Below are 23,856 nucleotides of genomic sequence, written 5' to 3'. Positions count from 1 at the left end.
CACAGGTGGATATTATGTGATATATGGTTAGGAGGCAACAAAACAACCAGCTTTTCCGTTGAGAAAGTGAAATTTGTGAATGAACGCCAAGGTAGAGATCAACCAGATATTCCGGTTACCCTAAAAATGCTTTTGCTGCTTTGTCTGGATTGCTCGTATAGCCTTCATCCTTGTCTACGTCCCAACCAGCTGCTATCTCCTGTAGTGCAAACGGCCGCATTCAGCGGCTCGTTCGCTGAAATGCTTTGTTGGCAGCCGTTTCCTCCAGGCGCTCAGCCAACCACACTTTTATAATTGACTGCCTAGTGACACCCAAACGACTCGCTTCCCGGTCAAGCGACTCAATCATCCAAGTAGGAAAGTCTACATTGACCCGTTTCTGCACCTGATTCGGGCGCTTTGCGGTGCTTAGATCAAGACATTCTAAAAGATCTTCTTTATCGTCATCGAAAGTTTTATCGAACTCTTCAGCTTTCATACAGTGCTACCTCTGATTTTCGTGCCCTCCTGACCGAAATGATACGAATAGCACCCTTTCGGTAAGTGATCACTGCGGACCAAACCTTGGCGTTTATTGCCCCAATGACCAGCGTTCTAGGTTCGTCCATTGGTTTGGCGTCAATTTCCACCACGTTTGGGTCCTGCCAAAGCTCCTGAGCATCATCAAAGTTAATGCCGTGCTTCTCTAGGTTCGCCTGGCTTTTAGAAGGGTCGTATTCAAATCGGCTCATGGTATATAAATTATACCTTTTCGGCAGGCCTTGCAATCATGTACTGAGGTAGGGCTGGAGGTTGATGTCGAAGTAGCCGTGGGCCATGCGATTTCGCATGCTGCGCCACGGCACTTCGGCATGCGCTTGCGTGAACTCGGCATAGCCGTCCATCACCTTCGTGGCTGCCTCGCCGATGATGATGAGGCTCATGATGACGGACTGCTGGGTGCGTTTGTCGGCCAGGGCCACCGGCACCGGGATCAGTCCTGTAGCAGCCCCTCCAGGCTCTCGGCCTCCAGGAGACGATCGGTCCAGATCTCCAGTTGCTCCGGGGTGGCAGACCGCAACCTGGTGGTTGCCCAGTCGGGCATTTCACCGAATTTCTGCCGGATCAGGCGGCTCAACAGCAGTACCTCCCCTTCCTGCCGCCCCTCCTGCCGCCCCTCCTGCCGCCCTTCCTGCCGCCCTTCGTCCCTGGCCTCATTCAGAAACGACACCTCATCCCGCAAGGCACGTTCCCGCACAAAGGCCAACCGGCGAGCCTCTTCGTCCGCACTCAACTGACGGATGCGGCTCATTGCCTGCTGCACAGGGGCATGGGAAATATCGGCCATCTTCAAGTCCTCCTGCCAATGCTCGAAAAACGTTACCCAGGCCGCCATCGGACCCGGCGACAACTGCAACTGATCGGCCTTTCTCAGTTCGATCAGATTCATCTGCAGGATGTTCCCGAGACTGACTTCCGGCTGACGCTCATCCCGCATCTCAAACCGCCACACCGCCTGGTTCCTGTGTGCCGGCGTATCGGTGAACAGATCAAAATCCAGCAGATGAATCCCTACCGCCGCCTTCAGGTTGCGGTAATCCTGCCCGGCCTCCAGTTGCAAACTCAGGCTCCGGGCCAGGTAATACAAACCGCGCTGATTCCAGGCCCCATAGCGACGTACCTGGATCTCGATGTTATACAGATTGCCCGCGGCATCCCGAGCCAACACGTCCAGAATGATGTACTTGCCGGCCAGTTCGGCAGGCTCGATATTGGGATTGAGCACCTCGACGGCGGTGATGTCGGGCAGATCCGGACGCAGATCATTGATCAACGCCAGCAGCAGATCTGGCGCCTCGGCAAAGAGGCGCTTGAAGACATAGTCATTTTTGGGGTCCAGCAACGAAGTCATGTCGCAGTCCGAGTCGGTTATGTGACGCAGGATTCATCCTTCACTTCCAGTGCGCAGACAGGCACCTGCCCGCCTGTACTCCGCCTCAGAATCCCGGCTGTTGTACCAGACAAACCGATAAAACCCCACTTCCGAGGCCTCCACCAAGCAGTGGTCTTTCGATAAGGCGATCCGTAAACCATCGGAAGGGTTTGGCGCAGCTTCCAGAGGTATGTCCCACCGGATGCCCTGGCAGTCCTCACATCGAACCACCGCCCGCAGCCGACCCGCCTCCAGATCCCATTCAACACGATGGGAGCGCATGTGGGGCCCACACACAGTGTCCGCAAACACCCTGACCTTCTTCCTGAACTCCTTGAGACCCAGCATCCAGATGTCTCCTGTACTCTCTGGTCATGTCCGTATCGTCAGCTTACCCATGCCCCTCGAAGCCCTTCAAGGAAAACACGTATCCTGATCCTGGGGTTTGGGGAGCGATGGGCGGTGAAGGTCGCGGCTTTCTTGTTAGATTTCGGTAAAACCCTCGTTTTATCGAACCATTGCCACACCGAAAAGGTCGGCGTATAAACACATAAACACCCATTTCCGGAGATCATCATGGAAACCGTTCGCTGGAACGTCGCCGTTTCGGCCGACACCGACCAGTCGCTGCGCATTTTTCTGGCCAGCCAGGGCGGTGGCCGGAAAGGCGACCTGTCACGCTTTATTGAGGAAGCGGTGCGCGCCCACATCCTGGAACTGAGTGCCGAACAGGCCAAGACCGTCAACGCCCAACTGAGTGAGACAGAGGTGGCGGACGCGATTGACGAGGCGCTAGCTTGGGCGCGTAAGCGCTGATGCGGGTCGTGTTGGATAGCAACATCCTGTTCAGTGCCCTGATTTCGCCCCACGGCGCGCCCGATGCGATCTATCGTGCCTGGCGGGCAGCACGCTTCGAGGTGATCACCTCGCGCATGCAACTCGATGAAATCCGCCGGGCCAGCCGCTACCCCAAACTCCAAGCCATTCTTCAGCCCGCCAAAGTTGGCACCATGATCAACAACCTGCAAAGGACCATAGTTCTGGATCGGCTGAGCATCGATGACGAAGCCGACGATCCCGACGATGCCTTTTTGCTGGCCATGGCCGTCGAAGGCGAGGCAGACTATCTGGTGACCGGGGATCGCTGCGCCGGCCTGTTGCAACGGAGCCACATCGGGCGTACGCGGATTGTCACGCCTGCCCAATTCTGCGCCGAGGTGCTGTGATCGATGCCGGTCGGGTTCCTGACGCAGGAGCAGCGCGATGGCTTTGGTCTTGATGTTGAGGCACCCAGACGTGAAGAGCTGGAGCGCTTTTTCCACCTGAGCGATGAAGACCGTGAGGTCATACAAACGCTCCGGGGCAACCATAACCGTCTGGGCTATGCCGTTCGCTGACCTCGGTTCGTTTCGTGGGCGTTTTCCCGGACAAGCCCACCGCCATGCCAGTTGAGGTTCATTTGGTCAGGGTGACTCAAGGTACCCATGCTGCCGCCGACGCCTGGCAATCCGCTCAATTTCCGCCAGCCCTGCCTCCTGACTGGACACAGGGATCGATTTGACCGCACCCTGCTTTGACGTGCTGCCGCCCCAGCACGTGGAAAGCACCCAGTCACCCAGCAGGTCCTGCTGCAGGTGAACCAGGTAGTACCGCGCATTGCCCGGGTTGTACCAGCGTCTGATCATCACCTCGCCCTCCAAGAGCCTGATCAAAAAACGTCCAGTCTGTTTCAAAACCTAGAGTTCATCCGCCAAAGCCGGTCTGACTCAGATCTTTTCCACAGGCTTATCCACCCGATCTGTGGATACCAGCGACGCCAGAAGCGCAGTGACCCTTCGTGTCATTTTTCAAGATGACGATTGCACTAACTGTCAGGAGTCGCTTGCATCGCTGCCTTGAATCACCGGCTTGTCAGCTTTCAAGGCGGCATACAAAGCCGTTTTCCCAATCTTGAGGCGGGCGGCCGCCTCACGGACGTTTAATCCCGCCGCGATGTACTGCCGTGCCCGCTGCAACTTCTCGTCGCTGACAACGGGTTTGCGCCCGCCTTTGCGGCCACGAGCGGCGGCGGCAGCCAGTCCCGCCCTTGTTCGGTCGCGGATCAGGTCACGCTCGAATTGACCCAAGGCGCCGAACACATGAAAGATGAGCCGCCCGCCAGGCGTGGTGGTGTCGATGCTTTCGGTGAGCGAGCGAAACCCGACGCTCCTTGCTTCCAGTGCGCCAATCACCTCGATCAGATGCGGAAGGGAACGCCCCAGCCGATCCAGCCGCCATACGACCAGCACGTCCCCTTCGCGCAGGTACGCCAGGGCCGCGGCCAAACCGGGACGTTCAATCTTGGCACCCGAAACAGTGTCGTCGAAAATCCGGTCACAGCCGGCCTTGAGCAGCGCATCCGTCTGCAAGGCAGTATCCTGCTCCGATGTTGATACCCGCGCATAACCAATGAGCGCCATAGGACTCGTCTTTGTCCGTTAATCCGTCCGCCTATCTTAATGTCCGGAAACCCGTCTCTCAAGGTAATTAACGGCCAATGTCCGGTATGACCGGCTAATGGTCGTTTGACGGACAGAACCAGAAGGACTAAGTTATCACTAGGTATTACTAAGTGATAGGAGAACGGCAATGGCAACATCGATCAAGATCGACGATGCGCTCAAAGGCCGCGTCCAACACCTCGCCAGCCAGCGCCGCCGCTCGCCTCACTGGATCATGCTCGAAGCGATCCGGCAGTACGTCGAGCGCGAGGAAGCCCGCGAGAGCTTCAAGCAGGAAGCCTTGGCGTCCTGGGCGGCCTACAAGGAGACCGGCCGCCACCTGACCGGCCAGGAAGTTCGCTCTTGGTTGAACACTTGGGGCACCAATGACGAAAGTGCGGCGCCTGAGTGCCACAAGTAATCGTCACCGAAGGCGCGGCGGAAGGCTTGGAACGATGCCGGCGGTTCCTGGCCGTCAAGGCACCGGACGCCACCAGGCGTGCCGGCCAGGCCATCGAGCGGCAATTCCTGCTGTTGGAAACGGCCCCCGACATTGGCCGGCCGTTCCCTGAAATGCCCGAGCTGCGCGAGCTATTGATTGCCTTCGGGGATTCCGGCTATGCGGCTTTGTACCGCCACGAACCGACCGACGATGCGGTATATGTTCTGGCCTTCCGACACCAGAAAGAGGCGGGCTACTGATCACCGGATTTTCGGCGGTTCTGGCTTCGTTGCTTTGTGCACTCGACTTCTGAGTAATTCCGACCTCTCGTGGCGCTTTGTGCATATCAAAAAAATGGCCCAAAGGGACAAAGGGCTGGAATGGAAGGGTTGTTGAATGGGAAGGGGCCTACCCCAAAGGGCCGCGCAGGCACCGGGTGCCTGCGAAAGGGGAAAAGGCCCTGCGTCTTTAACCCGAATTGTCCCCGCCCATCAACCATACCCGCCGTACACCCGCGTCATCGGTTCTCACTTCCGCAATGGCACCTAGAATCCGCGTCCGCATGGCTTTGTCATGGCCGAGATCGGCCAGAACTTGCCCCACCGCCGCCGCCAGATAACCTGTTTTTTGGCCGTGGGAACCAAGATGATGGCGAATGGCGCAGGTGGCTTTTTGCAGCACGGTGGAATCGATGACGTTAGCATCAGAAGTCATCGGTGGTGTCTTCTGGGTCTCAACAAACAGAATCACCACGGGAACCGTTGTGACCGGAGACGGCATGGCGGCACTGAGGGCAACCAGTACGGAATGCCCCCTTGCCGCCAGCAGTTCAGCGGCCGCCATCAGCAAATCATCACGGGACAGGATCAAGATCAGTGGCCTGTCATCCGTCGGTATCCGATAGAACTGGGCCATCTCAAACAGAAGGATGGCATCTGCGGATTGCTTTCGCATGGGCGCAATCCGAGGAAGGATTTCCACCCCGGGGCAGGTATCGCGCAGAGACGTTACCCAGTCCGTCACGCGCCGTCCGGCACCATTCCCTGCGATCACGGCGCGCTCTGCCGGTCGCCCAATGCTTTCAAGAAAGCGGACGGCGGAGGGTGCAAGCGAGGAAGGCTGATTATCCGCGTCGATGTACAGCCAAGAGTTTACCGACAAATATCAACTCCATATGAGCGTCCACCAAAGCGCTAATTCAACCTATCCCAAGCGTCATCGTCAAGGGCGGCCATTCCGACGTTTTTTCGGGGGCATGACTGTTATATAAAGTTTGAGCCTGCTTGAGGAATCCCCCCCTCATAGCAAGGAAATGGCGCCTGAATGCCACCCGCCCTTTCAGTCCTGAGCAAACAGATCCTTGAACATTTGACCTGACCCAGTACGCGGCAATCCCCGCCGTTCAAGGCGGGGAAGAATAGTGCCACTACACTGGCCATGTTCTTATGACCCTACGTAAACTTCCTTGCGATGGGCGATCCGCACAACCAAAACCACCAGTGTGGAGTCGCGCACCTCGCAGATCACACGGTAATTGCCGACCCGATATCTCCATAGTTCTGACAAATGCCCCGTCAGGGGCTTTCCCAACTGGCGTGGATCTTCAAGACTCGCAACTCGATGTTCGAGGTAGGAACGTATTCTCTTGCGAATCTGGGGATCCATTTTTCGTACCTCTTTCTGGACCGAACTGGCATATTCAATCCTCCAGGTCACGCCAGAAGTCCTCGGCACTGATCACGGTTTCCTCACCGCGACGAATCCGCTCCAGAGTCTGTTCGGCAAGATATACATCTTCCAAATCGTCCAGGTGCTCCTCGATGGCCTCACGGATGTAGTAGGTGGTCGTGCGACCCGTTCTGGCCGCAAGCACCTTCAGCCGCTCATAGGTCTCATCCGGGATTCTTACCGCCGTTTGCTTGCTCAATTCAGGCGCCTCCAAATGGGATGCGTGTATACCAGATGGTAGTATACCAGCCAAAGCTGGAGATATGATCTCGATTTGGGATGGGCTGTCCTGACGGCATCGCGCTCGCCCTGCCACCTTGCGGCCGTAGAAATGTACAGGCATGACTTGGTCACTCACGCACCCAGGAGGCCCACATGCCGACGACCTTCCCCCACGATGATGCGAACCACAGCCATGAGCGCAATACCGAGCGCTTCGCCTTCCGTACCGCACCACGCATCAAGCAGGCGATCGAGCGCGCGGCCGCACTGTCCGGACAGGACATGTCGTCCTTTGTACTGGCCGCAGCCTACGAACGCGCCCTAGCGACCATCCAGGCCCATGAAGTGACCCAGCTGACGACCGCTGATCACCAAGCCTTCTTTAATGCCCTGAAAAACCCGCCAGCACCGACCGACCGGCTGCGCGCGGCCTTCGCTCACCACCGGGAGACGGTTGAGAAGCACTGATGGTCATCATCGAGCCGCTCGACAAATCCAAACAGGATCGTGCGGCGTTTACGTCGGGTGTCCCCCAGGTAGATCGCTACCTGAAGGAGACGGCAAGTCGCCTGATGAAGGCCGGCACCGCGCGGGTCTTCGTCATGGTGGACCCTCAGCGTCCCGAGGAGATCCTTGGCTTCTACTCGATTAATGCGCATAGCGTGCGGGGCGGTGACCTGCCCAAATGTTATCGGCGTGTCGCCCTAGCCGACGGCACTCTGCCGGCGGCATTCATCGGCATGATCGGTGTCGCAGAGCACTCTCAGGGGCAAGGCATCGGCAGCCGACGCCTTGGGCGGGGCCTACCAGGCCTCACAACGGATCGGCACTGCGATGGTGCTGCTGGATATCCTCGACTGCGGCAACCCCGAAGCCGTGGCACGGCGACAGCAGTTGTACGTAGGCTTTGGCTTTCGGTCGCTGCCTTCACCACCGCTGACAGCGCCTCACCGAACAGGAATAAACACCCCCCGAAAACCGGCACGACATGGATAGACCAATAACCATGGTGGCCCCTTGGGCCGGGCTTTACCATTCCCTCCATGAACACCCTGAGATCCTGGTTCAGCCGATCCCTGGGCCGCCCACAACCCGGCGGCAGCACCTCCAATACCCCTGAAGTGACGGGGAGCCAGCTCATTCCCGTCCAGGACAGCACTGCCCTGCTCCAGCCATCCCACCGACAGGCTCTGCTGACCCAGATCTCCGCCCTGACCGCCCTGCCGGCCAGGCATTACCAGGCCCTGGTGATGGCGGCCATCCACCGCTATGCAGCCCATGTGCAATGTCTCCCGGCCTCAGAGGCCCATCACCATGCCGGACTAGGGGGTATGCTTGACCACGGTCTGGATGTACTGCTACAGGCGCTCTTGATCCGTCGGGGACGACTGTTGCCCGTGGGTGCCACGGCGGAACGCATCGCCCAATGCCAGGATGCCTGGACCTATGCCGTGGCCACTGCGGCTTTATTGCACGATATCGGCAAACCCGCCGTCGATCAGCAGGTGTCGTTGTACGACGGCCAGGGCCGTAGCCTGGGCCACTGGGAGCCATGGATCGGCCCCATGACCGCAGTCGATGGCTGCCGGCATTACAGCATCGAGTTTCGCCGCGGCCGCAGACACCGATTCCATGAGCGGGCAGCACCACTTCTGGCACACCAGATTATCCCCGCCCGAGGCATTGCCTGGCTGGCCTCGGACCAGGTGCTGTTCGCCGCCTGGCTCGCCACCCTCTCGGGTGACATGGACGACGCCGGTGCTCTGGGAGAGATCATCCAGCAGGCCGATGGCCTGTCCGTGGCCCGAAACCTGGGGGCTGGCGATACGGCGCGCCCCGTCGCCAGCCGGACCAAGCCTCTGTGGGAGCGGCTGCTGATCGGATTGCGATACCTGTTGGATCAGGGGGAACTACCACTCAACCGCAACGGCGCCGCCGGTTGGCTGGTGGGTGATGACCTCTGGCTGGTGTCCAAGCGCGCCGTGGATGCCCTGCGCGCCCATCTGGGGGCAGAGGGGCATGCCGGCATCCCCTCCTCCAATGACCGCATCTATGACACGCTCCAGGAGCATGGTGTCCTGGAACCTTGCGGAGACCGGGCCATCTGGCGGGCCACCGTGGCCGGTGATGGCTGGTCTCATGGATTGACGCTGATCCGCATCCCCGCTCAGCGGGTCTGGCCGAGTGTCGACACCAGACCCACGCCATTTGAAGGCTCCGTCACCCCCGACGCCGATGACGGAAGTGGCTCGGACAACTCTCATGGGGACGCGCCTTTCAGGGACATCACCCACCATGAAGCCCCGGCAGAAACGCTCCTCGACAAGGTGGCATCACATCGCCACATGGATTCGACGGGCAACCAGGTACCCCGGGAAAAAATCCCCCTCCTGGATGACCCGCTCTTTGAAGACCTGCCGATGCCACCCTGCCAGACTGAACCCGAAACCGCCTTACCAGTCCCTGCAACTGCATCGCCTTCACCGTCGGCGGCGACTCCACAAACCATGCTAGAACCCACTGATTCCGTGTCTGAGCCGCTTGCGCTCCCCAGCGACGGCACACCGTCAGACGAAGGCCGACGATTCCTGACCTGGCTGAAGGCCGAAGTGGCCCAGCGCCGGCTGGAGGTCAACAACACCGCAGCCCGGTTGCACGTGGTCGAAGAGGGCCTGCTGCTGGTCAGTCCCGGCATTTTCAGGGACTACGCCGCCCAGGTAAACGTGGAGGGCGGATGGGAGCATGTACAGAAGCGTTTCATGAAGCTCAAGCTCCACGCCAGGCAGGATGACGGCACCAACATCCACCGGTATATGGTTACCGGAGAGCGGCGCAGCTCGACGATCAAGGGCATCCTGCTACCGGATATCCGACGGGTGTTCGGCGAACAGGCTTCTCTACCACAACCCAACCCCCATCTGAAACCGACTGGCCGCCAAACGCCGTAAACCGGCCTATACTCGGAGGACCAGGGCATTTCCAGCACCCGTAGACTTGATCGTTCGTCCAAGGCTATGGGAACAACAAGGAGAAGCCCTGTGGAGAAGTCACAACGGACAGACATCGTCCCAATCTCCAGCATTCACGAACTGCTGAACCAATATCTCAGCGAAAACCTGCTCAGACCGGCCAGCGTCCACAACTACCGGAGCGTGGTCGCCATGATGACCCGGGAGTGCTTCGATGGCTTGGATATCAGCCTGACCGAGGTCACACCCGAAAAGTTGGCGGCATGGCGCACCACGGTTCTGGAGCGGGCCAGCCCCGCCACCTGGAATAATTACCGCAGACACCTGAGCGCCCTGTTCAACTACGCGGTGATGCTGGGAGTGCTGCCCCAGAATCCTCTCAAACGGGTACGTTCGGCGCCCTCCACCAGGAAGAAAAAACGCACCATCGCCCCCCAGGAACTCACCAACCTCATCAAACTCCTGGACCAGCACACGGAGGAAAGCCACAGCAACCCCGGATTGCTGTTCCCTCACTGGTTCTGGCGCGCCGCCATCAAGACACTCTATTACACCGGCATCCGGCGCCGCCAACTGGTGAATCTGAACTGGCAGGATATCGACCTGACAACGCGCGTCATCCATCTTCGTGCCAGCGGCAGCAAAACTCACAGGGAATGGCAGATTCCCATGGCCGATGAACTGGTGGCCGACCTCGAAGAGGTTCTGCGCCACACCCTCGCGCACTCCGGCAATCAATCCCAGGAAGATATCTTGGGGCGCCAGGTGTTCCAGATCAGCCTGTTCCACCCCCGCTACAAACACGGCCTGATGACCGAGGCCCAGCTGTCCGGCTTCTTCAGGCGGCTTTCGGAACATTCCGGGGTGCGCATCTCCAGTCACCGCATGCGGCACACCCTGGCCACCGAGCTGATGCGCGGCGAAAACCCCGACATCAAAGGTGTCCAGAGCCTTCTTGGCCACACAGACATCCGGGTCACTTTGGGGTACATTGAGACTGATGTGTCTCAGTTGCGACACCTGATGGGCAGACTGCGGCCGATTTAGGGACTCTCGGTGCGGGCTATCGCAGATGCTCCCGCTTCATACCATGCCAAGACCAGTTGCGATAGCCCTTCAAATCGGGGCAGAAGGATTTGCGCTCCAAGGGAAAATGGGGTAGATAGCGGCGGTACCCTATCAAAACAGGTTAGAGGAATTGGCGCGTGAACTTGTGCCACCCTACCGACCCTGGCATCAGAGTCTCATCAGTGATATCACATCCTGGCCTCAGAGGCCGGGTACCGGAATACCCTGAAATCCCGTTCCCGGCATTCCTCCCGCGTCTGAAATACCTTGCCATGAGCACTCAAGGGCACACCGGCAGGAACGGCGGAGCCTCCACCAAAACATGGTTGTCTCCATGACTTCATGTGGACTTGAACCTCGGGCGCGAAGCTCAAGACAAGCACCCATAAGACAGCATGAACACGGTGTCTCAGGCAATAACACCCTTGACAATCCCGGGGGCATAACATGCTGAAATCACTACACCTCAAGGGGGTTGGGCCGGCCAAGGTATTCGGCCCTGTCGAGTTTGCTTCGCGGCTCAACTTCATCACCGGGGACAATGGACTGGGCAAGAGTTTCCTGCTGGACATTGCCTGGTGGGTTCTCACCCGCACCTGGGCGAGAGATATGTCCGCCATGCCCCGGCCGGATTCAAAAAGACCGAGCGTAGGCTATGCCTACAGCAAATCAACGCCCGGTGATTTTTCGGAGAAAAGCTATTTCAAGCGGGCAGGACAGATCTGGCCCGTCAAACAAGGGCGCCCCCCCATTCCGGGAGTGGTGATTTACGCCGGAGTGGATGGCAGTTTCTCAGCCTGGGACCCCGCACGAAACTACTGGAATACCAAGGAAGCGCAAGGCTTTGAGCGTCTGAGTGCCTTCAACTTTACGCCGGAGCAGGTATGGAGGGGAATGGAGCGGGGAGGAATCCGCCACTGTAACGGCCTGATTCATGACTGGGTGCTCTGGCAAAAGGCCCAGGACCCCGCCTTCACTGACCTGACGAAGGTGTTGGACACCTTGTCGCCCTCGGGAACCGAAAAACTGACACCTGGCGAGCCCATGCGTGTCGGCCTTGATGTGACGGATTACCCTTCATTGCGCATGCCATACGGCCAGGATGTGCCGCTGATTCATGCCTCGGCGGGAATGCGCCGTATTGCCGCATTGGCCTATCTGCTGGTGTGGACATGGCGCGAACACCAGCTGGCCTGCAAGCAGACTGGGCGTCGAGCCGCCAAAGAAATCATCTTTCTGATCGACGAGATCGAATGCCACCTTCATCCACAATGGCAGCGTCGCATCGTACCGGCCCTCCTGCGCGTCATGCAGGCGCTGACGGGAAAAAAAGTGCCGGTGCAACTGATCGTTGCAACCCACTCCCCCCTGGTGCTTGCCTCGGCTGAACCGACATTCGATGCAGAAACCGACGCAATTTTCACCATCGGCTTGAGCCAGGGCCAGGCAGTGATTGAACAGGAGAGTTGGACCAAACAGGGAGATGTGGTCAACTGGTTGGTATCCCACGCTTTCGGCCTTCAACAAGCCCGCTCTGTGGAGGCGGAGGAAGCCATAGAAGCAGCGGAGGCCTGGATGCGAAATGAGCGGGATAATTTACCTCCTCACCTTGCCAGCAAAACAGCCATACACAAGATGCTGGAACGTACACTGCCTGGAGGTGACCATTTCTGGCCGCGCTGGATCGTATGGGTGGAGAATCATGCTCTCCAAGGAAGGAAGCGTTCGTGATTCCCGTTCCCAACCCTTATACCATTGACATATCCCTTGACCGGGATCAGAGTAGGATATACGCATTGGATATACATTAAGAGGCGCAAGCGGTGGAACGAGCAAGTATCTTCAAAAGCAACAAAAGTCAGGCATTACGACTCCCAAAGTCCGTAGCTTACCCTGAGACGGTTAAGCAAGTGGACATTGTTATCCAGGGCCGCGCCAGGATCATTACTCCGGCTGGCGAGTCATGGGATACCTGGTTCGACGGCGCCGGCGTTTCCGACGATTTCATGGAAAATCGTGAGCAGCCGGACCACCAAGAGCGTGAGGCCCTTTGATGCTGAAGTACATGCTCGACACGAATATCGCCATTTATACCATCAAGAATCGCCCACAGGAGGTTCGAGAGGCCTTTAAGGCGCATGACGGCCAGATGTGTATTTCGGCCGTCTCCCTGATGGAGCTGATATACGGCGCGGAGGCTTCTGCGGCTGTTGATCGAAACTTACGCGACATAGAAGGGTTTGCCGCTCGCCTTGAAGTCCTGCCCTATGACAATGGCGCGGCTACGCATACCGGGCAGCTTCGGGCAGAGCTTAGGAAAATAGGCCGACCTATTGGGCCATACGATGAAATGATCGCTGGCCACGCCCGCTCAAAGGGTTTGGTTGTTGTTACGAACAACACAAAGCAGTTTGAAAACGTGCCCGGCATACGCTTGGCAAACTGGGTAAATTGATTGGAAACCGAGTAAGGAAGCGTTCGTGATTCCCGTTCCGAACCCTATTCCCGAACCTGCGGCATTTGATGAGTTGTGGTGCTATCGAGTAGGCAATTACCTGGTTACCCCGAGCATTGAGGATCACGAGATCCGCATCCTAGTGTTGAGGGTCGGTCACCGGAGCACTGTTTATCGGTAGGGCATGGATGGCCTGCGGTGACTCAAGGTTTGTCCTACTCAAATAAAATGGCCTCTATTCTGGCCAGGGCTTCATCAACGATGTATTGCGGTACCACCTCCTTGAGGCGCGCATTCCGCGCCCGCCAGTCCAGCGACTTCAATTGGTGGCAGTGCACTGCGCCTTGGGTGTCGGTGCCAGCTCCCATCAGCGTGACCACCGTCCCATAGGTACGAGCAGCGGCGGCAGTTCCCTGCGAAATCGGGCAAATCATTGCCAGCCCTTGCTGGTTGAAGACCTTACCGCTCAGGACAAGCCCGAAGTGCGGGCCTTTCATCTCTCGACCAGAAGACGGGGCAAAATCGAGATGCACGATGTCACCACGGTTTGGCAGGTACGCCATCAGCCCTTCTCCAGTCCAGCCGAGGGCATTTCATCCCAGCCTTCGACACGCGGCAGTCCTTGCGGCATCTCAGCCATCAGGTCGGCCAGCTTGTAACGCGGGCGGGTCGGTGCTTCCACAGTCATCTTCTTGCCCAAGAGATTAAGCTCCACCTGGGAGCCTTCGGTCAGACCGTTCTGGTCGATAAAAGCCTTGGGCACCGTCATCACGAGCGAGCCACCGGCTTTGCGCAGGGTTTGAAGCATATAGGCCTCCTCTCAATCACAGTTCTATTCCAGGATAACTTGATATTATATTAAAATAGGACATATGATTTCCAGCGGTTCCCACACGGCCAGCGCCTGTTCCGGCATCCAGTGGCCCGGCAGGGGGAGAATGAGGTGCCGGTGGTTCATGGTCGCAGTTCCTCCAGGGCGGTCTGCAGGTGCTCGGCACTGACCCGGCAGACCTGATCCTGAGCGGCGCAGGTCAGGGCGTAATGGGCCAAGCGGCCGACGGAGCCCTTTTGACCACACAGACATCCGGGTCACTTTGGGTTACATTGAGACTGATGTGTCTCAGTTGCGACACCTGATGGGCAGACTGCGGCCGATTTAGGGCCAGCTGGGCCGGAAAAATTTGCGCGCAGGCGGGAAATGGAGTAGATAGAGGGGAAGCTTGATCCGCAAGTCTCGAACGTTTTCTGTGGCAGCTTGGATTTGATCGCCTTGGATAAAGGCGAGGGGGGCGCTATCCACACCCCCCTCCCGAGAACCGGGAAAGCCCCCGGATCTGTCCCTGGCGCTGCTATCGACGGAGAGGCCGTCGAAAAACTGGGAAAATGGAGCCGGCGACAGGAGTCGAACCCGCGACCTACTGATTACAAGTCAGTTGCTCTACCAACTGAGCTACGCCGGCTTTAACCGATTGACAGGATCGGCCCGATACTTTACCACTACCATCCCTGCTTGGATATACCTAACGTCCCATGTCGGCCCCAACATCCTCTTCTCCGACATCCGGCATTACCGTACAGGGCCGTTCCACCAGGACCACTTCCGCCGGGAGCGGCAGGGACAAACCGGCAAGACTCCCGGCATTCATCTCGACCTCCAGCCAATAGACGGGCACCTCCCGGTAGCGGGTCTTGATGACAGGCTCCAGCCCTACCCCGCGAACCTGCTCCAACCTCGTCAGGGCCCTGGCATGCTCCGAGAACAGCCCAAGGGAAAGACCATCCCGGTATGGGCCATCGGAGATAATGTAATGATCATTCATGCCTCGGGCCGTCAGCGTGCCGACAGCAGCCCGGGCCCCTGCGCGGCCACCCGAAGGCTCAAGGACCACCCAGTAGGAAATGGGCCTTGATTCGGTCAGGGGCAACAAGCTGAAGGCCACGCCCTCCCGTGATAACCCTGCCTGCAATGCAGCCGTTTCCTGGGAGGAATTGAACGGCCCCAGGCTGACGCAAGAAAGCCTGCCTTCACCCGATTCCCCGTCCATGCCCACATTCACGGGCGATGGCTCGTCATTCAGCAATTTCAGCAAAGGAACACCGTCGAGCTGACGCGGCATGACGACGATCTCGTGTCCCGTATCCTGCCGGTGCAATACCAGCCCATACAGCAGATAGACCAGATTCAGCACCAGCAACAAGAAAAACAGCCCGCGCATCAGTACTTGTCCGCCACAACTGCCAACCCCCGAAACACCAGGAAAGGTTCAATTTGCCAGCCTTCATCCAGCAAAGGGTGGATGCGCTGGGCATCTCCGCCGGTGAGCAATCTGGCAGGCGAAGGGCTTTGAGCATCCAGGCCTTCCAGCAGACGACGACTCAGATGAACGATGGCTCCCGCCAGACCCTGCAGAGTTCCGGAAGACACCGCATCCTCGGTACAGACCGCAACAGTGCGGTCATCCCTTCCCTCGGTCATTCCCGCCACGCCCTGCGCCAACCCCAGGCTGCGGCGCATGAGTCCAAGTCCCGGCAGGATCAAGCCGCCCCGATGACATCCTGCCGGCACCATCAGATCCAGAGTCACCGCCGTGCCACAGTCCACGATGATGGCGGTTTCATGCCCCAGCGCCCTGGCTCCCGCCATGGCGGCGTAGCGGTCCAGCCCGAGACGGGCAGGCTCGCGATAGTCACTGCGGATCCCGAGCCGTTCAGGATCCGGCGACAAAAAACGGGGGGCGGGCCAACCTAAAGACTCACACAGCCGATGGCAAGCCTGACGGAAACCGGATCCAAGTACCTCCACCACCCAAATCGTATCCGGCGTGAACACCGCCAGAGATGGCGCGAGATGCCGGGGAAGATCAGACCAGTCTTTACCACCATGAATCAGAACACCGGACGCACCCGGGGCATCACCTTCCCAGCAGACCCACTTGACCCGGGTGTTGCCACCATCCAGCAACAGTTTCATGGGCTGACCCGCAAGGTAACCTCCCCTGCCTCCACAAGCTCCATGCCTTCAGCGGTCAGGACCTGCAGACGCCCTCCCGCATCCACCCCGCATCCGACGCCTTCCAGGGTCCGGCCGCCACGGACCATCACAGACCGACCGGCACATGCGTCATGGGTCTGCCAATGGTCATGATAGGAAGAAAACCCGGGCTCAGGGTAGGTAACCAGCATGTGGTTCAGGGCCTCAAGAAGCCTGGCGACCAAAATGTTGCGGGACACGGTGGTGTCAAAACCGGCATCCTGCAGATCACCATAGGGCTGATCTATGGGCAAGTCCTTGGGCAGACGCAGATTAAGACCCAACCCCAGGATCAGACCGCTCCCCACTCCGCCGTGGGTATATCCCTCGACCAGTATGCCGCCCAACTTGCGGCCGTGGACCAATATGTCATTGGGCCATTTCAGACTCAGCCCCCGGGCCCCCAGGGACTCAAGCACCCCCAGGACCACAACCCCGGTCGCAAGGGTGATGGTGGGGTCAGGAGCCGGCCAGTGACGAATATCCCAAAGGACGGACAGCGCCAGACCGGCGCCTGGCGGCATCAGCCATTGGCGCCCCCGGCGTCCACGCCCTGCCCACTGGACCTCGGCTACACACGCCAGGGGAGGCCTCACACCCTGACGACGCTTCTGCTCCAGCCAGCTACTGGTGGAATCCACTTGCTCAAGGACATGGAGATCAATACCGTCAATACTGCCGGCACAGGCAGACTTGATGCGTGCCCCATCCAGTAATTCAATCGGCTCCCGAAGCCCCGCCTGCCCCTCCGCTCTGAACAAGGCAACACCCAGTGACTCCAGGCGGTCCAGACCGGCCATGACCTCATGTTCAGGAATGGCCAGACAGGCTGCCAACTCCGCCTGAGACCAGACCGCCCTTTGCGCCAGGGCCCTGAACAGACCATCCGGAAAACCCGGTCGATTATCGGTAAATGCAGTACCAGACATGTTTTAAACCGGGTTTTGGGTTATGCATAGGGTCTTTGCTGGGAGGTTCAAAAACAATGCATCCTGCTCCATGGGGCAAACTGGCGTCATTTACGCTGTCGGCACTCCTGCTGAGTCTGCCCGCAGGTCTTGGTGCGGAGATCTATATACATAAAGACCGTGACGGCACCACCTGGTTTACCGACCGACGCGACATGGGGCCAAACTATACGTTTGTCCGGCGTTATGGTCGCCCCACCGCCCGCCATGCCTGCCATGGCGTGAATCGCGCCATCATGGACCGCAGGGCCATGGACCACATGGTGACCATTCGTCATCAGGCCCGCCACCATGGCGTGGATGAGGAGATGATAAGGGCCATCATCATGGTGGAATCCTGTTTCGACCGCAACGCCGTGTCCCGTGTGGGCGCGCAGGGGCTGATGCAACTGATGCCAGGCACAGCCCGGGAACTGGGAGTCACCAACGCCTTCGACGCCGAGGAAAATATCCGCGGTGGAGTCACCTATTTTGCCCGAATGCTGGAGCGTTTCGACCATGATGTAACCCTGGCCCTTGCCGCCTATAATGCCGGCCCAGGAGCGGTGGAACGCCATGGGGGCATCCCCCCCTTCGCCGAAACCCGCCAGTACGTCACTCGCGTTCTGGAACTGTACCAGCATTTACGGGCCGACTCCGGGATATCACTCAGTCCCTCAACCAGATAAGACTGGCCATTCGACCGGTATTCCCGTCCCGACGATAGGAGTAGAAGCGGCGGTCATCACTGAAGGTGCAATCATCCGTTGCCCGAATCACACCGAGTCCACAGGCTGACAGTCGACGCCGAGCCAGCCCCCGCAAATCCGCCAGCCAACGACCGGCAGGTGAAGGGGTAAAGGCGTCATGGGCCCCGGGGTCTTGCTCCAGAAAAGCGGCCCGCACCTCATCGCCCACCTCGAAGGCCGCCGGACCGATGCAGGGCCCCATCCAGGCCATCACCTCTCCAGGATCACAGCCTAGCGCGTCAACCGTGGCCTCCAGGACACCGGCAACCAGTCCCCGCCAACCGGCGTGGGCCGCACCGACGCGGGTTCCGTTCCGGTCACAGAACAGCACCGGCAGGCAATCAGCAGTCATCACCACACAGACCACCCCCGGATCAAAAGCCACCGCCGCATCCGCTTCAGTCTCGCCATGGCAACGGGCGGCCTCCACCACCCGGATGCCATGTACTTGCCTGAGCCAGCGGGGCTCATGGGGCAATGCGAGCATCCCCCTCAATAGACGGCGATTGTGCATCACTGCCCGTGGATCATCACCGCCGGCCAATCCGAGATTGAAACCATCAAAGGGGGGCTGACTGACGCCACCTTCCCGGGTTGTTGACACGGCGCGCACACGCGCAGGAACCTCCCAGTCGGGTTGAAGCAATCCGGGCTGTTTACGTTGCATGGCTTCTGCTTGGGGAAAGTTGAAGATCCGACCACCATGGGGCACCTAAACCGCAGCTACCGCCACCTGATTTCGGCCATTATTCTTGGCTTTATAAAGGGCGAGATCTGCCCGGTTCAAGGCCGAATCCGGACAGGTATCGTCAGGGACCAGTACCGTAATGCCAATACTGACGGTCATGGCAATAATGGCCTCCGGGGTCACTGCGGGAGTGGATTTCACCTTTCGGCGAAGCCGTTCGGCAAGGACCACCGCATCCCGTTCCGAAGTACCCGGCAGCAACACCGCAAATTCTTCTCCACCGGTACGGGCAGGCAAATCAATCCTGCGCAGACAACTTCTCATGGTGTCCGCAAAGTGTTGCAACACCAGATCGCCGGCGGAATGACCATAAGTATCATTGATGTTCTTGAAGTAATCCAGATCCAGCATCAGCAAGGCTGCGTGCTGATTTGGCCGACGCCGGATACGGGCCAACTCATCGGCCATACGGGAGATGAAATGGCGACGGTTGTAAAGCCCGGTGAGGAAATCCGTGGTGGCCATGCGTCGCAATTCATACTCAAGTTTCTTGCGAGCCCCGATGTCCGACAGCGTTCCCACGACCCGGATGGGATATCCGTCGTCGTTGCGGCGGACGACACGCCCTCGTGCCAGAACCCACTGCCACCCTTCGTACTTGCACCGCATTCGGAATTCGCACGCGTAACGCAATGATTCTCCCTGCAGGTGATTTTGCATCGCAGCGGAAAAATCCCTCAGATCATCCGGATGTACCAGACTAACCCACTGCTCGAAGCTGTTGTCCAGCTCAGCGTCGGAAAAGCAGATGATCTGGCGAAAACGTGAGCAGTACACCACGTCGTTGGATTCCAGATCCCAGTCCCACACACCATCACCAGCACCGAACAGGGCAAATCGCCAGCGCAGCGAACTTTCCGTAAGGCCATCGGGCCAGGGATTGGCCCGGAAGGGCGGTTCATTCTGAGGCTCGCCGATTTCGATCAGCACACAAAGAAAGTGATGATCCGACGCTTCATCCAGGCGATTAAGATGGATCCAGACATCAAATTTCCGACCCCTGGCGTCCCGGCACCTTGCTTCCAGGCTGCGGGGACAAGACTTGACTGAACAGTCATCCATCAGGCCTGCCAGTTCGGCGGCATCCAATGACAGCAGAAAATGACTCAGATCAGGCCACTGCAAAAGGTCTTCCGGCAGGGCGAGCAGGTGACGCGCCAGGGGGTTTGCGTCAAGAATGGCACCGTCAATGCCCAGACTGAGCAGAGGCAGAGGCAGGTTATTGAAAACGACTTGCGCTCCGGTTGCGGCTTTTTCCATAAGCGGCCAATCCACAACACCCCTCCAGCCAAGCCTTTGGAGAATCTCTCGGAGCCACCAAGCATAGCGCTTTTCCACATGCTTGCGGACAAAAAAAACCCCGACTGAATTAACAGCCGGGGCCTTCAATGTGGTGGCCAGGGACGGAATCGAACCGCCGACACGGGGATTTTCAATCCCCTGCTCTACCAACTGAGCTACCTGGCCTTGTTGTCTTGTCTGCTGCTTCGGACTGCGTTGCAGCGAAGTTGCGTATTAAAGCGATATCAGGCGCCCTCGTCAAGCCCCCAACACTCAGCCCGCGTATTTTTTTCTACTTTGTGGGATCCACGTAGCCTTCAGGCATGCTGGCGCCACCGCCGAAGAAGAACTTTTCCATTTCCTCCTCCAGGAACTTGCGGGCCTTGGGATCAACCGTGGCCAAGCGATACTCGTTGATGAGCATGGTCTGATGACGGATCCACTTCTGCCACGCCTCCTTGGAGACGTTGTCGTAGATTTTCTTGCCCAGGTCGCCGGGATAAGGCGCAAAATCCAGCCCCTCGGCCTCGTTACCCAGGTAGACGCAATTCACCATGCGAGCCATTGATCTCTCCGTCCTCGTGCGCAATATGATCCAGGAGCCGGGCCACCGGCGCGGCAAGCCCCAGCTCCGAACGAGCTTCAGGTTTATACCAGACCCGGCCGGGGGCTTCCATCACGGAGGCCGTAGGGTCTTTCACCCACAGCCTCAGCGGGGTGATGTGCAACCGGAAATGGGTGAAGACATGCACGAAGGGTTCCAGTGAGCGCCCCTTGCACACCCCCGTGCCCAGATGATGCAGGCACCAGGATTCCGCCTCGTGACTGGATGACACCTCCGGAAACCCCCACAGCCCGCCCCATAGACCCGTCGGCGGGCGTTGCTCCAGCAACACCCCCTCGGGGCTGCGGATGATCAGCATCACCGTGGTGCGCAAGGGCTGCTCACGCCGGGGACGGGGCGAGGGGAGGAGGGACTGACATCCGCCGGCATGGGCCACGCAGTCCGACGCGACGGGGCAGGCCCCGCAGGCGGGTCGGCCACGGGTGCAGACGGTGGCCCCCAGATCCATGATGGCCTGAGTGTAGTCGGCCACCCGCGCTGCCGGCGTCATCGTCTCCGCCAGTGCCCAGAGTCGGCGGGAAACCGCCGTCGTGCCGGGCCACCCCTCCACACCTTGATGACGGGCCAGCACGCGCTTGACGTTGCCGTCGAGGATGGCATGGCGCTGACCACAGGCGATGGAGAGGATGGCCGCCGCCGTTGAGCGGCCGATACCGGGCAGGGCCTCCAGGCCATCGGGAGTCTCGGGAAAGCGGCCCTGATGCCGCTCCACCACCTGCCGCGCCGCCCGGTGCAGGTTGCGGGCACGGGCGTAATACCCCAGACCGGACCAGTGATGCAGTACCTCGTCGATGGGCGCCCGCGCCAGGGATGTCACATCCGGAAACCGGGCCATGAAGCGCTGGTAGTAGGGAATCACGGTAGCCACCTGGGTCTGCTGCAGCATGATCTCGGAGATCCAGACCCGGTAGGGGTTGATCTCCTGCTGCCAGGGCAGATCATGGCGCCCGTGCCGGTCAAACCACGCCAGCAGCCGGGCGCCGAAGTCCCCCGCGCCGCTCAACGGAGCCGATCCAGCAGACGGTCGCCCAGCTGATCGCGGATGCGGTCCGCTTCCTGCTGCACCCGGTCACGCTGCTGATCAATCAGTGGCTGCACCTTTTCCTCCACCCGCTCCTGCACCTGCTGCTCCAGGCGCTCCCGTTCCTGATCCAGACGGCCACCAAGCACGGAGGCCAGGTCCAGGCCGAAGCGGGGCTCACTGAAGGTCCCACGGATGGTGATGGGCAGATTCACGTTGCGCAGGTCATCCAGGGGACGCCCCCCCTGCCCTTCCAGGGTAGCCACCAGACTGGTATCAAGGCGATAGTCCAGACGCTCCCGGTTCAGGTCCACGGTGCCTCGTCCCTGTACCCGCAACAGCGGCGAAGCCGCCTGCAGGTCCTGGTTGCCCACCACACCATTGTCGATCCGGAAGCTGCCGGTCAGCTCGGTGAAATCGGTCTGTACCGGCGCGTCGGATGGCTCGACAGCACGTCCCCGTAGCCGGGCCTCCCCATCGCGGATGATCTGGGCCACATTGATCCCCTTCACCGCACCGTCGGCGAAGCGCAGATCCCCGTTGCCATTGAGTCCTGCGATCAGGGCCTTGATCGATTCGCCGCGGCTGTTCAGGTCAAAACGCAGGTTGGCGGTGCCGGTAACCACGGGTGTCTCTCCGGTAAGGTCCTGAAGCAGGTTCCCCATGCGCACCCCCTGCAGGTCGCTGCGGGCCTGGAAACGGGGGGTATCCCGACGGGCGTCCAGCCCCAGCGCACCTTCCACCCGACCGCCGTACAGCGCGGCACGGAAGGGACGCAGATCCATCTGGCCGTCCCGGGCCCGCAGCTCCAGCATCACGTCGGACAGGTCCAGGTTGCCGACCACCAGCCGACCGATGCTCAGATCGCCGCTGAGGTTCAGCGACCGCAGCAGCTCCAGCGGCAACTCAATGGTCTCCTCCGGCCACCCGTCCCGGGGAGCCGGGGCTTGACCGGTATCGGGCAAGGGCCTATCCCCGGCGGGAGGCAGGTAATGGTCCAGATTGATGCGATCCACCTGCAGGGACAGGCTGATGACCGGCGTGGTGAAATCGCGGATGGAGACGTTCCCGGTCATGCTGCTTTCATCCAGAGTGACCACGAGCCGGCTCAGATCCAGGTGCTCCCCCTGCATCGCAAAGGCCAGGTCCAGGGCGGCGTTCTTGAGTACATCGGGATTGGCGGTCTCGGGCGCTTCCATGCCCAGGGACTGCATCAACTGGCGTGGATTGACGCGGCCGCTGCGCAGCTCGCCATGCACACGAGACTCGCCGGTGAGCGATTCCACTTCCATAAGGCCAGTGATCTGGGTGTCGAAGGCGGTCAGGGTCAGGCGTTCCAGCTTGGCCATGTCGCTGCGCAGATCCGCCCACAGATCCCCTTCGAGGCGTGCCCGGATGGGGGCCGGCAGGGTCTCGCCCCGGGCATCCAGTGCTGCCGTCAGGCGCAGCAGCCCATAGCGCTGATTGGCCATATCCAGGTACAACAGGGCCGACAGATGGGTGGCTGCCGTCAGGGCAGGCTCCCCCAACCGGGTCTGGAAGGCGAGTTCCAGAGGGGTCTCCTGGCCCAGACGCAGACGCCCCAGGGTCAGATTGAAGGGGTCCACCACCAGGTCGGTACCCGCCTGGGCGTCACGCCAGCGCACCCGGGCATCGCGGATTTCGACGCCAGCAATGTCCAGGTCACGCAACATCGGCGGAACGGCGTCGGGATCCGACGGCGGGCGGGACACCGGCGGTGTCTCCGCGGGCAGATCCCGGGCATCCCCGTCTCCCAGCAGGTCATCCCAGTTGCTGCGTCCCTGGGCATCCCTTGCCAGATTCAGGTCCAGCCCTTCCAGACGCACCCGCTCCACCTGGAGTTCACGACGCAGCAGCGGCAGCATGGCCACGGCCACGTCCACCTCACGGATGCGGGCGAAATGCGCATCGGGGAAGCCTTCTCCATTGGCCAGGGTGGTTTCCCCCAGTGTCAGGGCCAGGCGCGGAAAGACGGACAGTCCGATATCACCGCTGATGGTGAGTTCCCGGCCGGTCTGTTCCTGGACGGCGGCACTGATGCGGTCCTTGTAGGCGTTGGGGTCGAAGGTGGCCAGCAGGAAGATCAGCAGGGCCACGAACAGCACCAGTACGACCGTCACCGCGACCAGGGCGCGTTTAATCCATTTCATCGGCTGC

General features: G+C 59.7%; 32 protein-coding genes, 2 tRNA genes and 1 pseudogene. 14 read left to right on the top strand and 21 right to left on the bottom strand.

Annotated features, from left to right (window positions below; translation table 11 throughout):
* Positions 1-220 precede the first annotated feature (220 nt).
* The 4 genes and pseudogenes from brnA to CKO35_RS10700 form a co-directional block, all read right to left on the bottom strand.
* The gene (gene brnA / locus CKO35_RS10715; protein ID WP_200175823.1) at positions 221-478 is read right to left on the bottom strand and encodes a type II toxin-antitoxin system BrnA family antitoxin; all 258 of its coding nucleotides are present in this window, start codon (positions 476-478) and stop codon (positions 221-223) included.
* The gene (locus CKO35_RS10710; RefSeq protein ID WP_200175821.1) at positions 468-731 is read right to left on the bottom strand and encodes a BrnT family toxin; all 264 of its coding nucleotides are present in this window, start codon (positions 729-731) and stop codon (positions 468-470) included. The genes brnA and CKO35_RS10710 overlap by 11 nt, the downstream gene beginning before the upstream one ends.
* A gap of 57 nt (positions 732-788) precedes the next feature.
* Positions 789-956: pseudogene (locus CKO35_RS10705) on the bottom strand (HepT-like ribonuclease domain-containing protein); the annotation flags it as partial.
* A gap of 17 nt (positions 957-973) precedes the next feature.
* The gene (locus CKO35_RS10700) at positions 974-1,891 is read right to left on the bottom strand and encodes an Rpn family recombination-promoting nuclease/putative transposase (RefSeq protein ID WP_200175819.1); all 918 of its coding nucleotides are present in this window, start codon (positions 1,889-1,891) and stop codon (positions 974-976) included.
* A gap of 597 nt (positions 1,892-2,488) precedes the next feature.
* On the opposite strand from CKO35_RS10700, the gene CKO35_RS10695 reads away from it, so the two are divergent.
* The 3 genes from CKO35_RS10695 to CKO35_RS10685 are packed head-to-tail and all read left to right on the top strand — an operon-like array spanning position 2,489 to position 3,309.
* Positions 2,489-2,728: a ribbon-helix-helix domain-containing protein gene (locus CKO35_RS10695; RefSeq protein ID WP_200175817.1), complete on the top strand. Its 240-nt coding sequence runs from the start codon at positions 2,489-2,491 to the stop codon at positions 2,726-2,728.
* Complete coding sequence (locus tag CKO35_RS10690; RefSeq protein ID WP_200175815.1) at positions 2,728-3,138, top strand: putative toxin-antitoxin system toxin component, PIN family; 411 nt, start codon at positions 2,728-2,730, stop codon at positions 3,136-3,138. The genes CKO35_RS10695 and CKO35_RS10690 overlap by 1 nt, the downstream gene beginning before the upstream one ends.
* A 3-nt stretch (positions 3,139-3,141) precedes the next feature.
* Entirely contained in the window at positions 3,142-3,309 is a 168-nt protein-coding gene (locus CKO35_RS10685) for a DUF4158 domain-containing protein (protein ID WP_242467139.1), read from the top strand.
* Between the two features lie 66 nt (positions 3,310-3,375).
* On the opposite strand, the gene CKO35_RS10680 is transcribed toward CKO35_RS10685, so the two are convergent.
* Both CKO35_RS10680 and CKO35_RS10675 read right to left on the bottom strand, forming a co-directional pair.
* The gene (locus tag CKO35_RS10680) at positions 3,376-3,597 is read right to left on the bottom strand and encodes a hypothetical protein (protein WP_200175813.1); all 222 of its coding nucleotides are present in this window, start codon (positions 3,595-3,597) and stop codon (positions 3,376-3,378) included.
* 186 nt (positions 3,598-3,783) lie between these two features.
* Positions 3,784-4,371, bottom strand: coding sequence for a recombinase family protein (locus tag CKO35_RS10675; RefSeq protein WP_200175811.1), 588 nt, complete (start codon positions 4,369-4,371; stop codon positions 3,784-3,786).
* A gap of 169 nt (positions 4,372-4,540) precedes the next feature.
* Here CKO35_RS10675 and CKO35_RS10670 point away from each other — a divergent pair, with 169 nt between their 5' ends.
* On the top strand, positions 4,541-4,813 hold the full coding sequence (locus CKO35_RS10670; RefSeq protein ID WP_200175809.1) for a CopG family ribbon-helix-helix protein: 273 nt from the start codon (positions 4,541-4,543) through the stop codon (positions 4,811-4,813).
* Positions 4,814-4,839: 26 nt separating this feature from the next.
* Entirely contained in the window at positions 4,840-5,094 is a 255-nt protein-coding gene (locus CKO35_RS10665; protein WP_207143682.1) for a type II toxin-antitoxin system RelE/ParE family toxin, read from the top strand.
* Positions 5,095-5,302: 208 nt separating this feature from the next.
* Here CKO35_RS10665 and CKO35_RS10660 read toward each other — a convergent pair whose 3' ends face one another.
* The 3 genes from CKO35_RS10660 to relB all read right to left on the bottom strand — a co-directional run bounded on the left by CKO35_RS10660 (position 5,303) and on the right by relB (position 6,761).
* Positions 5,303-5,788, bottom strand: a complete 486-nt coding sequence (locus CKO35_RS10660; protein ID WP_200175805.1) for a hypothetical protein — start codon at positions 5,786-5,788, stop codon at positions 5,303-5,305.
* Positions 5,789-6,277: 489 nt separating this feature from the next.
* A complete protein-coding gene (locus CKO35_RS10655; RefSeq protein ID WP_200175804.1) occupies positions 6,278-6,550 on the bottom strand; it encodes a type II toxin-antitoxin system mRNA interferase toxin, RelE/StbE family in 273 nt (90 codons plus the stop codon).
* Complete coding sequence (relB, locus tag CKO35_RS17975; protein WP_242467138.1) at positions 6,534-6,761, bottom strand: type II toxin-antitoxin system RelB family antitoxin; 228 nt, start codon at positions 6,759-6,761, stop codon at positions 6,534-6,536. Before relB ends, CKO35_RS10655 begins: the two co-directional genes overlap by 17 nt.
* 176 nt (positions 6,762-6,937) lie before the next feature.
* Between relB and CKO35_RS10645 the strand changes: the two genes are divergently transcribed.
* The 8 genes from CKO35_RS10645 to CKO35_RS18225 all read left to right on the top strand — a co-directional run bounded on the left by CKO35_RS10645 (position 6,938) and on the right by CKO35_RS18225 (position 13,457).
* Complete coding sequence (locus CKO35_RS10645) at positions 6,938-7,252, top strand: type II toxin-antitoxin system TacA family antitoxin (RefSeq protein WP_200175799.1); 315 nt, start codon at positions 6,938-6,940, stop codon at positions 7,250-7,252.
* On the top strand, positions 7,252-7,788 hold the full coding sequence (locus tag CKO35_RS10640; RefSeq protein ID WP_200175798.1) for a hypothetical protein: 537 nt from the start codon (positions 7,252-7,254) through the stop codon (positions 7,786-7,788). The genes CKO35_RS10645 and CKO35_RS10640 overlap by 1 nt, the downstream gene beginning before the upstream one ends.
* Positions 7,789-7,827: 39 nt before the next feature.
* On the top strand, positions 7,828-9,732 hold the full coding sequence (gene mobH, locus CKO35_RS10635) for a MobH family relaxase (RefSeq protein WP_200175796.1): 1,905 nt from the start codon (positions 7,828-7,830) through the stop codon (positions 9,730-9,732).
* Positions 9,733-9,822: 90 nt separating this feature from the next.
* Complete coding sequence (locus CKO35_RS10630) at positions 9,823-10,800, top strand: tyrosine-type recombinase/integrase (protein ID WP_200175789.1); 978 nt, start codon at positions 9,823-9,825, stop codon at positions 10,798-10,800.
* Between the two features lie 468 nt (positions 10,801-11,268).
* The gene (locus CKO35_RS10625; RefSeq protein ID WP_200175787.1) at positions 11,269-12,552 is read left to right on the top strand and encodes an AAA family ATPase; all 1,284 of its coding nucleotides are present in this window, start codon (positions 11,269-11,271) and stop codon (positions 12,550-12,552) included.
* 92 nt (positions 12,553-12,644) lie between these two features.
* On the top strand, positions 12,645-12,875 hold the full coding sequence (gene vapB, locus CKO35_RS10620) for a type II toxin-antitoxin system VapB family antitoxin (RefSeq protein WP_200175781.1): 231 nt from the start codon (positions 12,645-12,647) through the stop codon (positions 12,873-12,875).
* On the top strand, positions 12,875-13,276 hold the full coding sequence (gene vapC / locus CKO35_RS10615; protein WP_200175779.1) for a type II toxin-antitoxin system tRNA(fMet)-specific endonuclease VapC: 402 nt from the start codon (positions 12,875-12,877) through the stop codon (positions 13,274-13,276). The genes vapB and vapC overlap by 1 nt, the downstream gene beginning before the upstream one ends.
* A gap of 25 nt (positions 13,277-13,301) precedes the next feature.
* A complete protein-coding gene (locus CKO35_RS18225; protein ID WP_338031783.1) occupies positions 13,302-13,457 on the top strand; it encodes a type II toxin-antitoxin system RelE family toxin in 156 nt (51 codons plus the stop codon).
* Positions 13,458-13,491: 34 nt separating this feature from the next.
* Here the strand turns inward: CKO35_RS18225 and CKO35_RS10605 are convergent, their stop codons facing one another.
* The 6 genes from CKO35_RS10605 to CKO35_RS10580 all read right to left on the bottom strand — a co-directional run bounded on the left by CKO35_RS10605 (position 13,492) and on the right by CKO35_RS10580 (position 17,236).
* Positions 13,492-13,839, bottom strand: a complete 348-nt coding sequence (locus tag CKO35_RS10605; RefSeq protein ID WP_200175777.1) for a type II toxin-antitoxin system PemK/MazF family toxin — start codon at positions 13,837-13,839, stop codon at positions 13,492-13,494.
* Positions 13,839-14,084, bottom strand: coding sequence for an AbrB/MazE/SpoVT family DNA-binding domain-containing protein (locus tag CKO35_RS10600; RefSeq protein ID WP_200175775.1), 246 nt, complete (start codon positions 14,082-14,084; stop codon positions 13,839-13,841). Before CKO35_RS10600 ends, CKO35_RS10605 begins: the two co-directional genes overlap by 1 nt.
* A 576-nt stretch (positions 14,085-14,660) precedes the next feature.
* Positions 14,661-14,736, bottom strand: a tRNA-Thr gene (locus CKO35_RS10595).
* A 60-nt stretch (positions 14,737-14,796) separates the two neighbouring features.
* Positions 14,797-15,492, bottom strand: a complete 696-nt coding sequence (locus CKO35_RS10590) for a hypothetical protein (protein ID WP_200175769.1) — start codon at positions 15,490-15,492, stop codon at positions 14,797-14,799.
* Positions 15,492-16,247 carry a type III pantothenate kinase gene (locus CKO35_RS10585; RefSeq protein ID WP_200175767.1) on the bottom strand — a complete coding sequence of 252 codons (756 nt, stop codon included), beginning with the start codon at positions 16,245-16,247 and terminating at the stop codon, positions 15,492-15,494. Before CKO35_RS10585 ends, CKO35_RS10590 begins: the two co-directional genes overlap by 1 nt.
* Entirely contained in the window at positions 16,244-17,236 is a 993-nt protein-coding gene (locus tag CKO35_RS10580) for a biotin--[acetyl-CoA-carboxylase] ligase (protein WP_200175765.1), read from the bottom strand. Before CKO35_RS10580 ends, CKO35_RS10585 begins: the two co-directional genes overlap by 4 nt.
* Positions 17,237-17,292: 56 nt before the next feature.
* Here CKO35_RS10580 and CKO35_RS10575 point away from each other — a divergent pair, with 56 nt between their 5' ends.
* Positions 17,293-17,943, top strand: a complete 651-nt coding sequence (locus CKO35_RS10575; RefSeq protein ID WP_200175763.1) for a lytic transglycosylase domain-containing protein — start codon at positions 17,293-17,295, stop codon at positions 17,941-17,943.
* Here the strand turns inward: CKO35_RS10575 and pgeF are convergent.
* The 6 genes from pgeF to CKO35_RS10545 form a co-directional block, all read right to left on the bottom strand.
* Positions 17,924-18,670 (bottom strand): peptidoglycan editing factor PgeF, encoded by a 747-nt coding sequence (pgeF, locus tag CKO35_RS10570; protein WP_200175761.1) that lies wholly within the window; start codon positions 18,668-18,670, stop codon positions 17,924-17,926. The two genes, CKO35_RS10575 and pgeF, sit on opposite strands and share 20 nt — an antisense overlap.
* A 45-nt stretch (positions 18,671-18,715) precedes the next feature.
* Positions 18,716-20,011 (bottom strand): sensor domain-containing diguanylate cyclase, encoded by a 1,296-nt coding sequence (locus CKO35_RS10565; protein WP_200175759.1) that lies wholly within the window; start codon positions 20,009-20,011, stop codon positions 18,716-18,718.
* Positions 20,012-20,142: 131 nt separating this feature from the next.
* A tRNA-Phe gene (locus tag CKO35_RS10560) sits at positions 20,143-20,218 on the bottom strand.
* Between the two features lie 106 nt (positions 20,219-20,324).
* Positions 20,325-20,597 (bottom strand): oxidative damage protection protein, encoded by a 273-nt coding sequence (locus CKO35_RS10555; RefSeq protein ID WP_200175751.1) that lies wholly within the window; start codon positions 20,595-20,597, stop codon positions 20,325-20,327.
* On the bottom strand, positions 20,563-21,660 hold the full coding sequence (gene mutY / locus CKO35_RS10550) for an A/G-specific adenine glycosylase (protein WP_200175749.1): 1,098 nt from the start codon (positions 21,658-21,660) through the stop codon (positions 20,563-20,565). Before mutY ends, CKO35_RS10555 begins: the two co-directional genes overlap by 35 nt.
* Positions 21,657-23,849 (bottom strand): AsmA family protein, encoded by a 2,193-nt coding sequence (locus CKO35_RS10545; RefSeq protein ID WP_200175747.1) that lies wholly within the window; start codon positions 23,847-23,849, stop codon positions 21,657-21,659. The genes mutY and CKO35_RS10545 overlap by 4 nt, the downstream gene beginning before the upstream one ends.
* Positions 23,850-23,856: the final 7 nt, after the last annotated feature.

It is taken from the genome of Ectothiorhodospira shaposhnikovii (genome assembly GCF_016584105.1).
Lineage (GTDB): Bacteria > Pseudomonadota > Gammaproteobacteria > Ectothiorhodospirales > Ectothiorhodospiraceae > Ectothiorhodospira > Ectothiorhodospira shaposhnikovii.
Note: the sequence above shows the minus strand (reverse complement) of the source record. Positions and strands in the feature narration are given on the sequence as shown.

Excerpts from the sequence above, each read along its gene's own strand:
- CKO35_RS10700 (WP_200175819.1), bottom strand. The coding sequence starts at position 1,891 with ATGACTTCGTTGCTGGACCCCAAAAATGACTATGTCTTCAAGCGCCTC.
- CKO35_RS10545 (WP_200175747.1), bottom strand. The coding sequence starts at position 23,849 with ATGAAATGGATTAAACGCGCCCTGGTCGCGGTGACGGTCGTACTGGTG.
- CKO35_RS10575 (WP_200175763.1), top strand. The coding sequence starts at position 17,293 with ATGCATCCTGCTCCATGGGGCAAACTGGCGTCATTTACGCTGTCGGCA.
- CKO35_RS10685 (WP_242467139.1), top strand. The coding sequence starts at position 3,142 with ATGCCGGTCGGGTTCCTGACGCAGGAGCAGCGCGATGGCTTTGGTCTT.
- vapC (WP_200175779.1), top strand. The coding sequence starts at position 12,875 with ATGCTGAAGTACATGCTCGACACGAATATCGCCATTTATACCATCAAG.
- CKO35_RS10660 (WP_200175805.1), bottom strand. The coding sequence starts at position 5,788 with ATGCGAAAGCAATCCGCAGATGCCATCCTTCTGTTTGAGATGGCCCAG.
- CKO35_RS10645 (WP_200175799.1), top strand. The coding sequence starts at position 6,938 with ATGCCGACGACCTTCCCCCACGATGATGCGAACCACAGCCATGAGCGC.
- pgeF (WP_200175761.1), bottom strand. The coding sequence starts at position 18,670 with ATGCAACGTAAACAGCCCGGATTGCTTCAACCCGACTGGGAGGTTCCT.
- CKO35_RS10585 (WP_200175767.1), bottom strand. The coding sequence starts at position 16,247 with ATGAAACTGTTGCTGGATGGTGGCAACACCCGGGTCAAGTGGGTCTGC.
- CKO35_RS10640 (WP_200175798.1), top strand. The coding sequence starts at position 7,252 with ATGGTCATCATCGAGCCGCTCGACAAATCCAAACAGGATCGTGCGGCG.
- CKO35_RS10565 (WP_200175759.1), bottom strand. The coding sequence starts at position 20,011 with ATGGAAAAAGCCGCAACCGGAGCGCAAGTCGTTTTCAATAACCTGCCT.
- CKO35_RS10605 (WP_200175777.1), bottom strand. The coding sequence starts at position 13,839 with ATGGCGTACCTGCCAAACCGTGGTGACATCGTGCATCTCGATTTTGCC.
- CKO35_RS10675 (WP_200175811.1), bottom strand. The coding sequence starts at position 4,371 with ATGGCGCTCATTGGTTATGCGCGGGTATCAACATCGGAGCAGGATACT.
- CKO35_RS10690 (WP_200175815.1), top strand. The coding sequence starts at position 2,728 with ATGCGGGTCGTGTTGGATAGCAACATCCTGTTCAGTGCCCTGATTTCG.
- CKO35_RS10710 (WP_200175821.1), bottom strand. The coding sequence starts at position 731 with ATGAGCCGATTTGAATACGACCCTTCTAAAAGCCAGGCGAACCTAGAG.
- CKO35_RS10555 (WP_200175751.1), bottom strand. The coding sequence starts at position 20,597 with ATGGCTCGCATGGTGAATTGCGTCTACCTGGGTAACGAGGCCGAGGGG.
- CKO35_RS10670 (WP_200175809.1), top strand. The coding sequence starts at position 4,541 with ATGGCAACATCGATCAAGATCGACGATGCGCTCAAAGGCCGCGTCCAA.
- mobH (WP_200175796.1), top strand. The coding sequence starts at position 7,828 with ATGAACACCCTGAGATCCTGGTTCAGCCGATCCCTGGGCCGCCCACAA.
- CKO35_RS10680 (WP_200175813.1), bottom strand. The coding sequence starts at position 3,597 with ATGATCAGACGCTGGTACAACCCGGGCAATGCGCGGTACTACCTGGTT.
- CKO35_RS10600 (WP_200175775.1), bottom strand. The coding sequence starts at position 14,084 with ATGCTTCAAACCCTGCGCAAAGCCGGTGGCTCGCTCGTGATGACGGTG.
- brnA (WP_200175823.1), bottom strand. The coding sequence starts at position 478 with ATGAAAGCTGAAGAGTTCGATAAAACTTTCGATGACGATAAAGAAGAT.
- CKO35_RS10695 (WP_200175817.1), top strand. The coding sequence starts at position 2,489 with ATGGAAACCGTTCGCTGGAACGTCGCCGTTTCGGCCGACACCGACCAG.
- CKO35_RS10625 (WP_200175787.1), top strand. The coding sequence starts at position 11,269 with ATGCTGAAATCACTACACCTCAAGGGGGTTGGGCCGGCCAAGGTATTC.
- CKO35_RS10580 (WP_200175765.1), bottom strand. The coding sequence starts at position 17,236 with ATGTCTGGTACTGCATTTACCGATAATCGACCGGGTTTTCCGGATGGT.
- CKO35_RS10590 (WP_200175769.1), bottom strand. The coding sequence starts at position 15,492 with ATGCGCGGGCTGTTTTTCTTGTTGCTGGTGCTGAATCTGGTCTATCTG.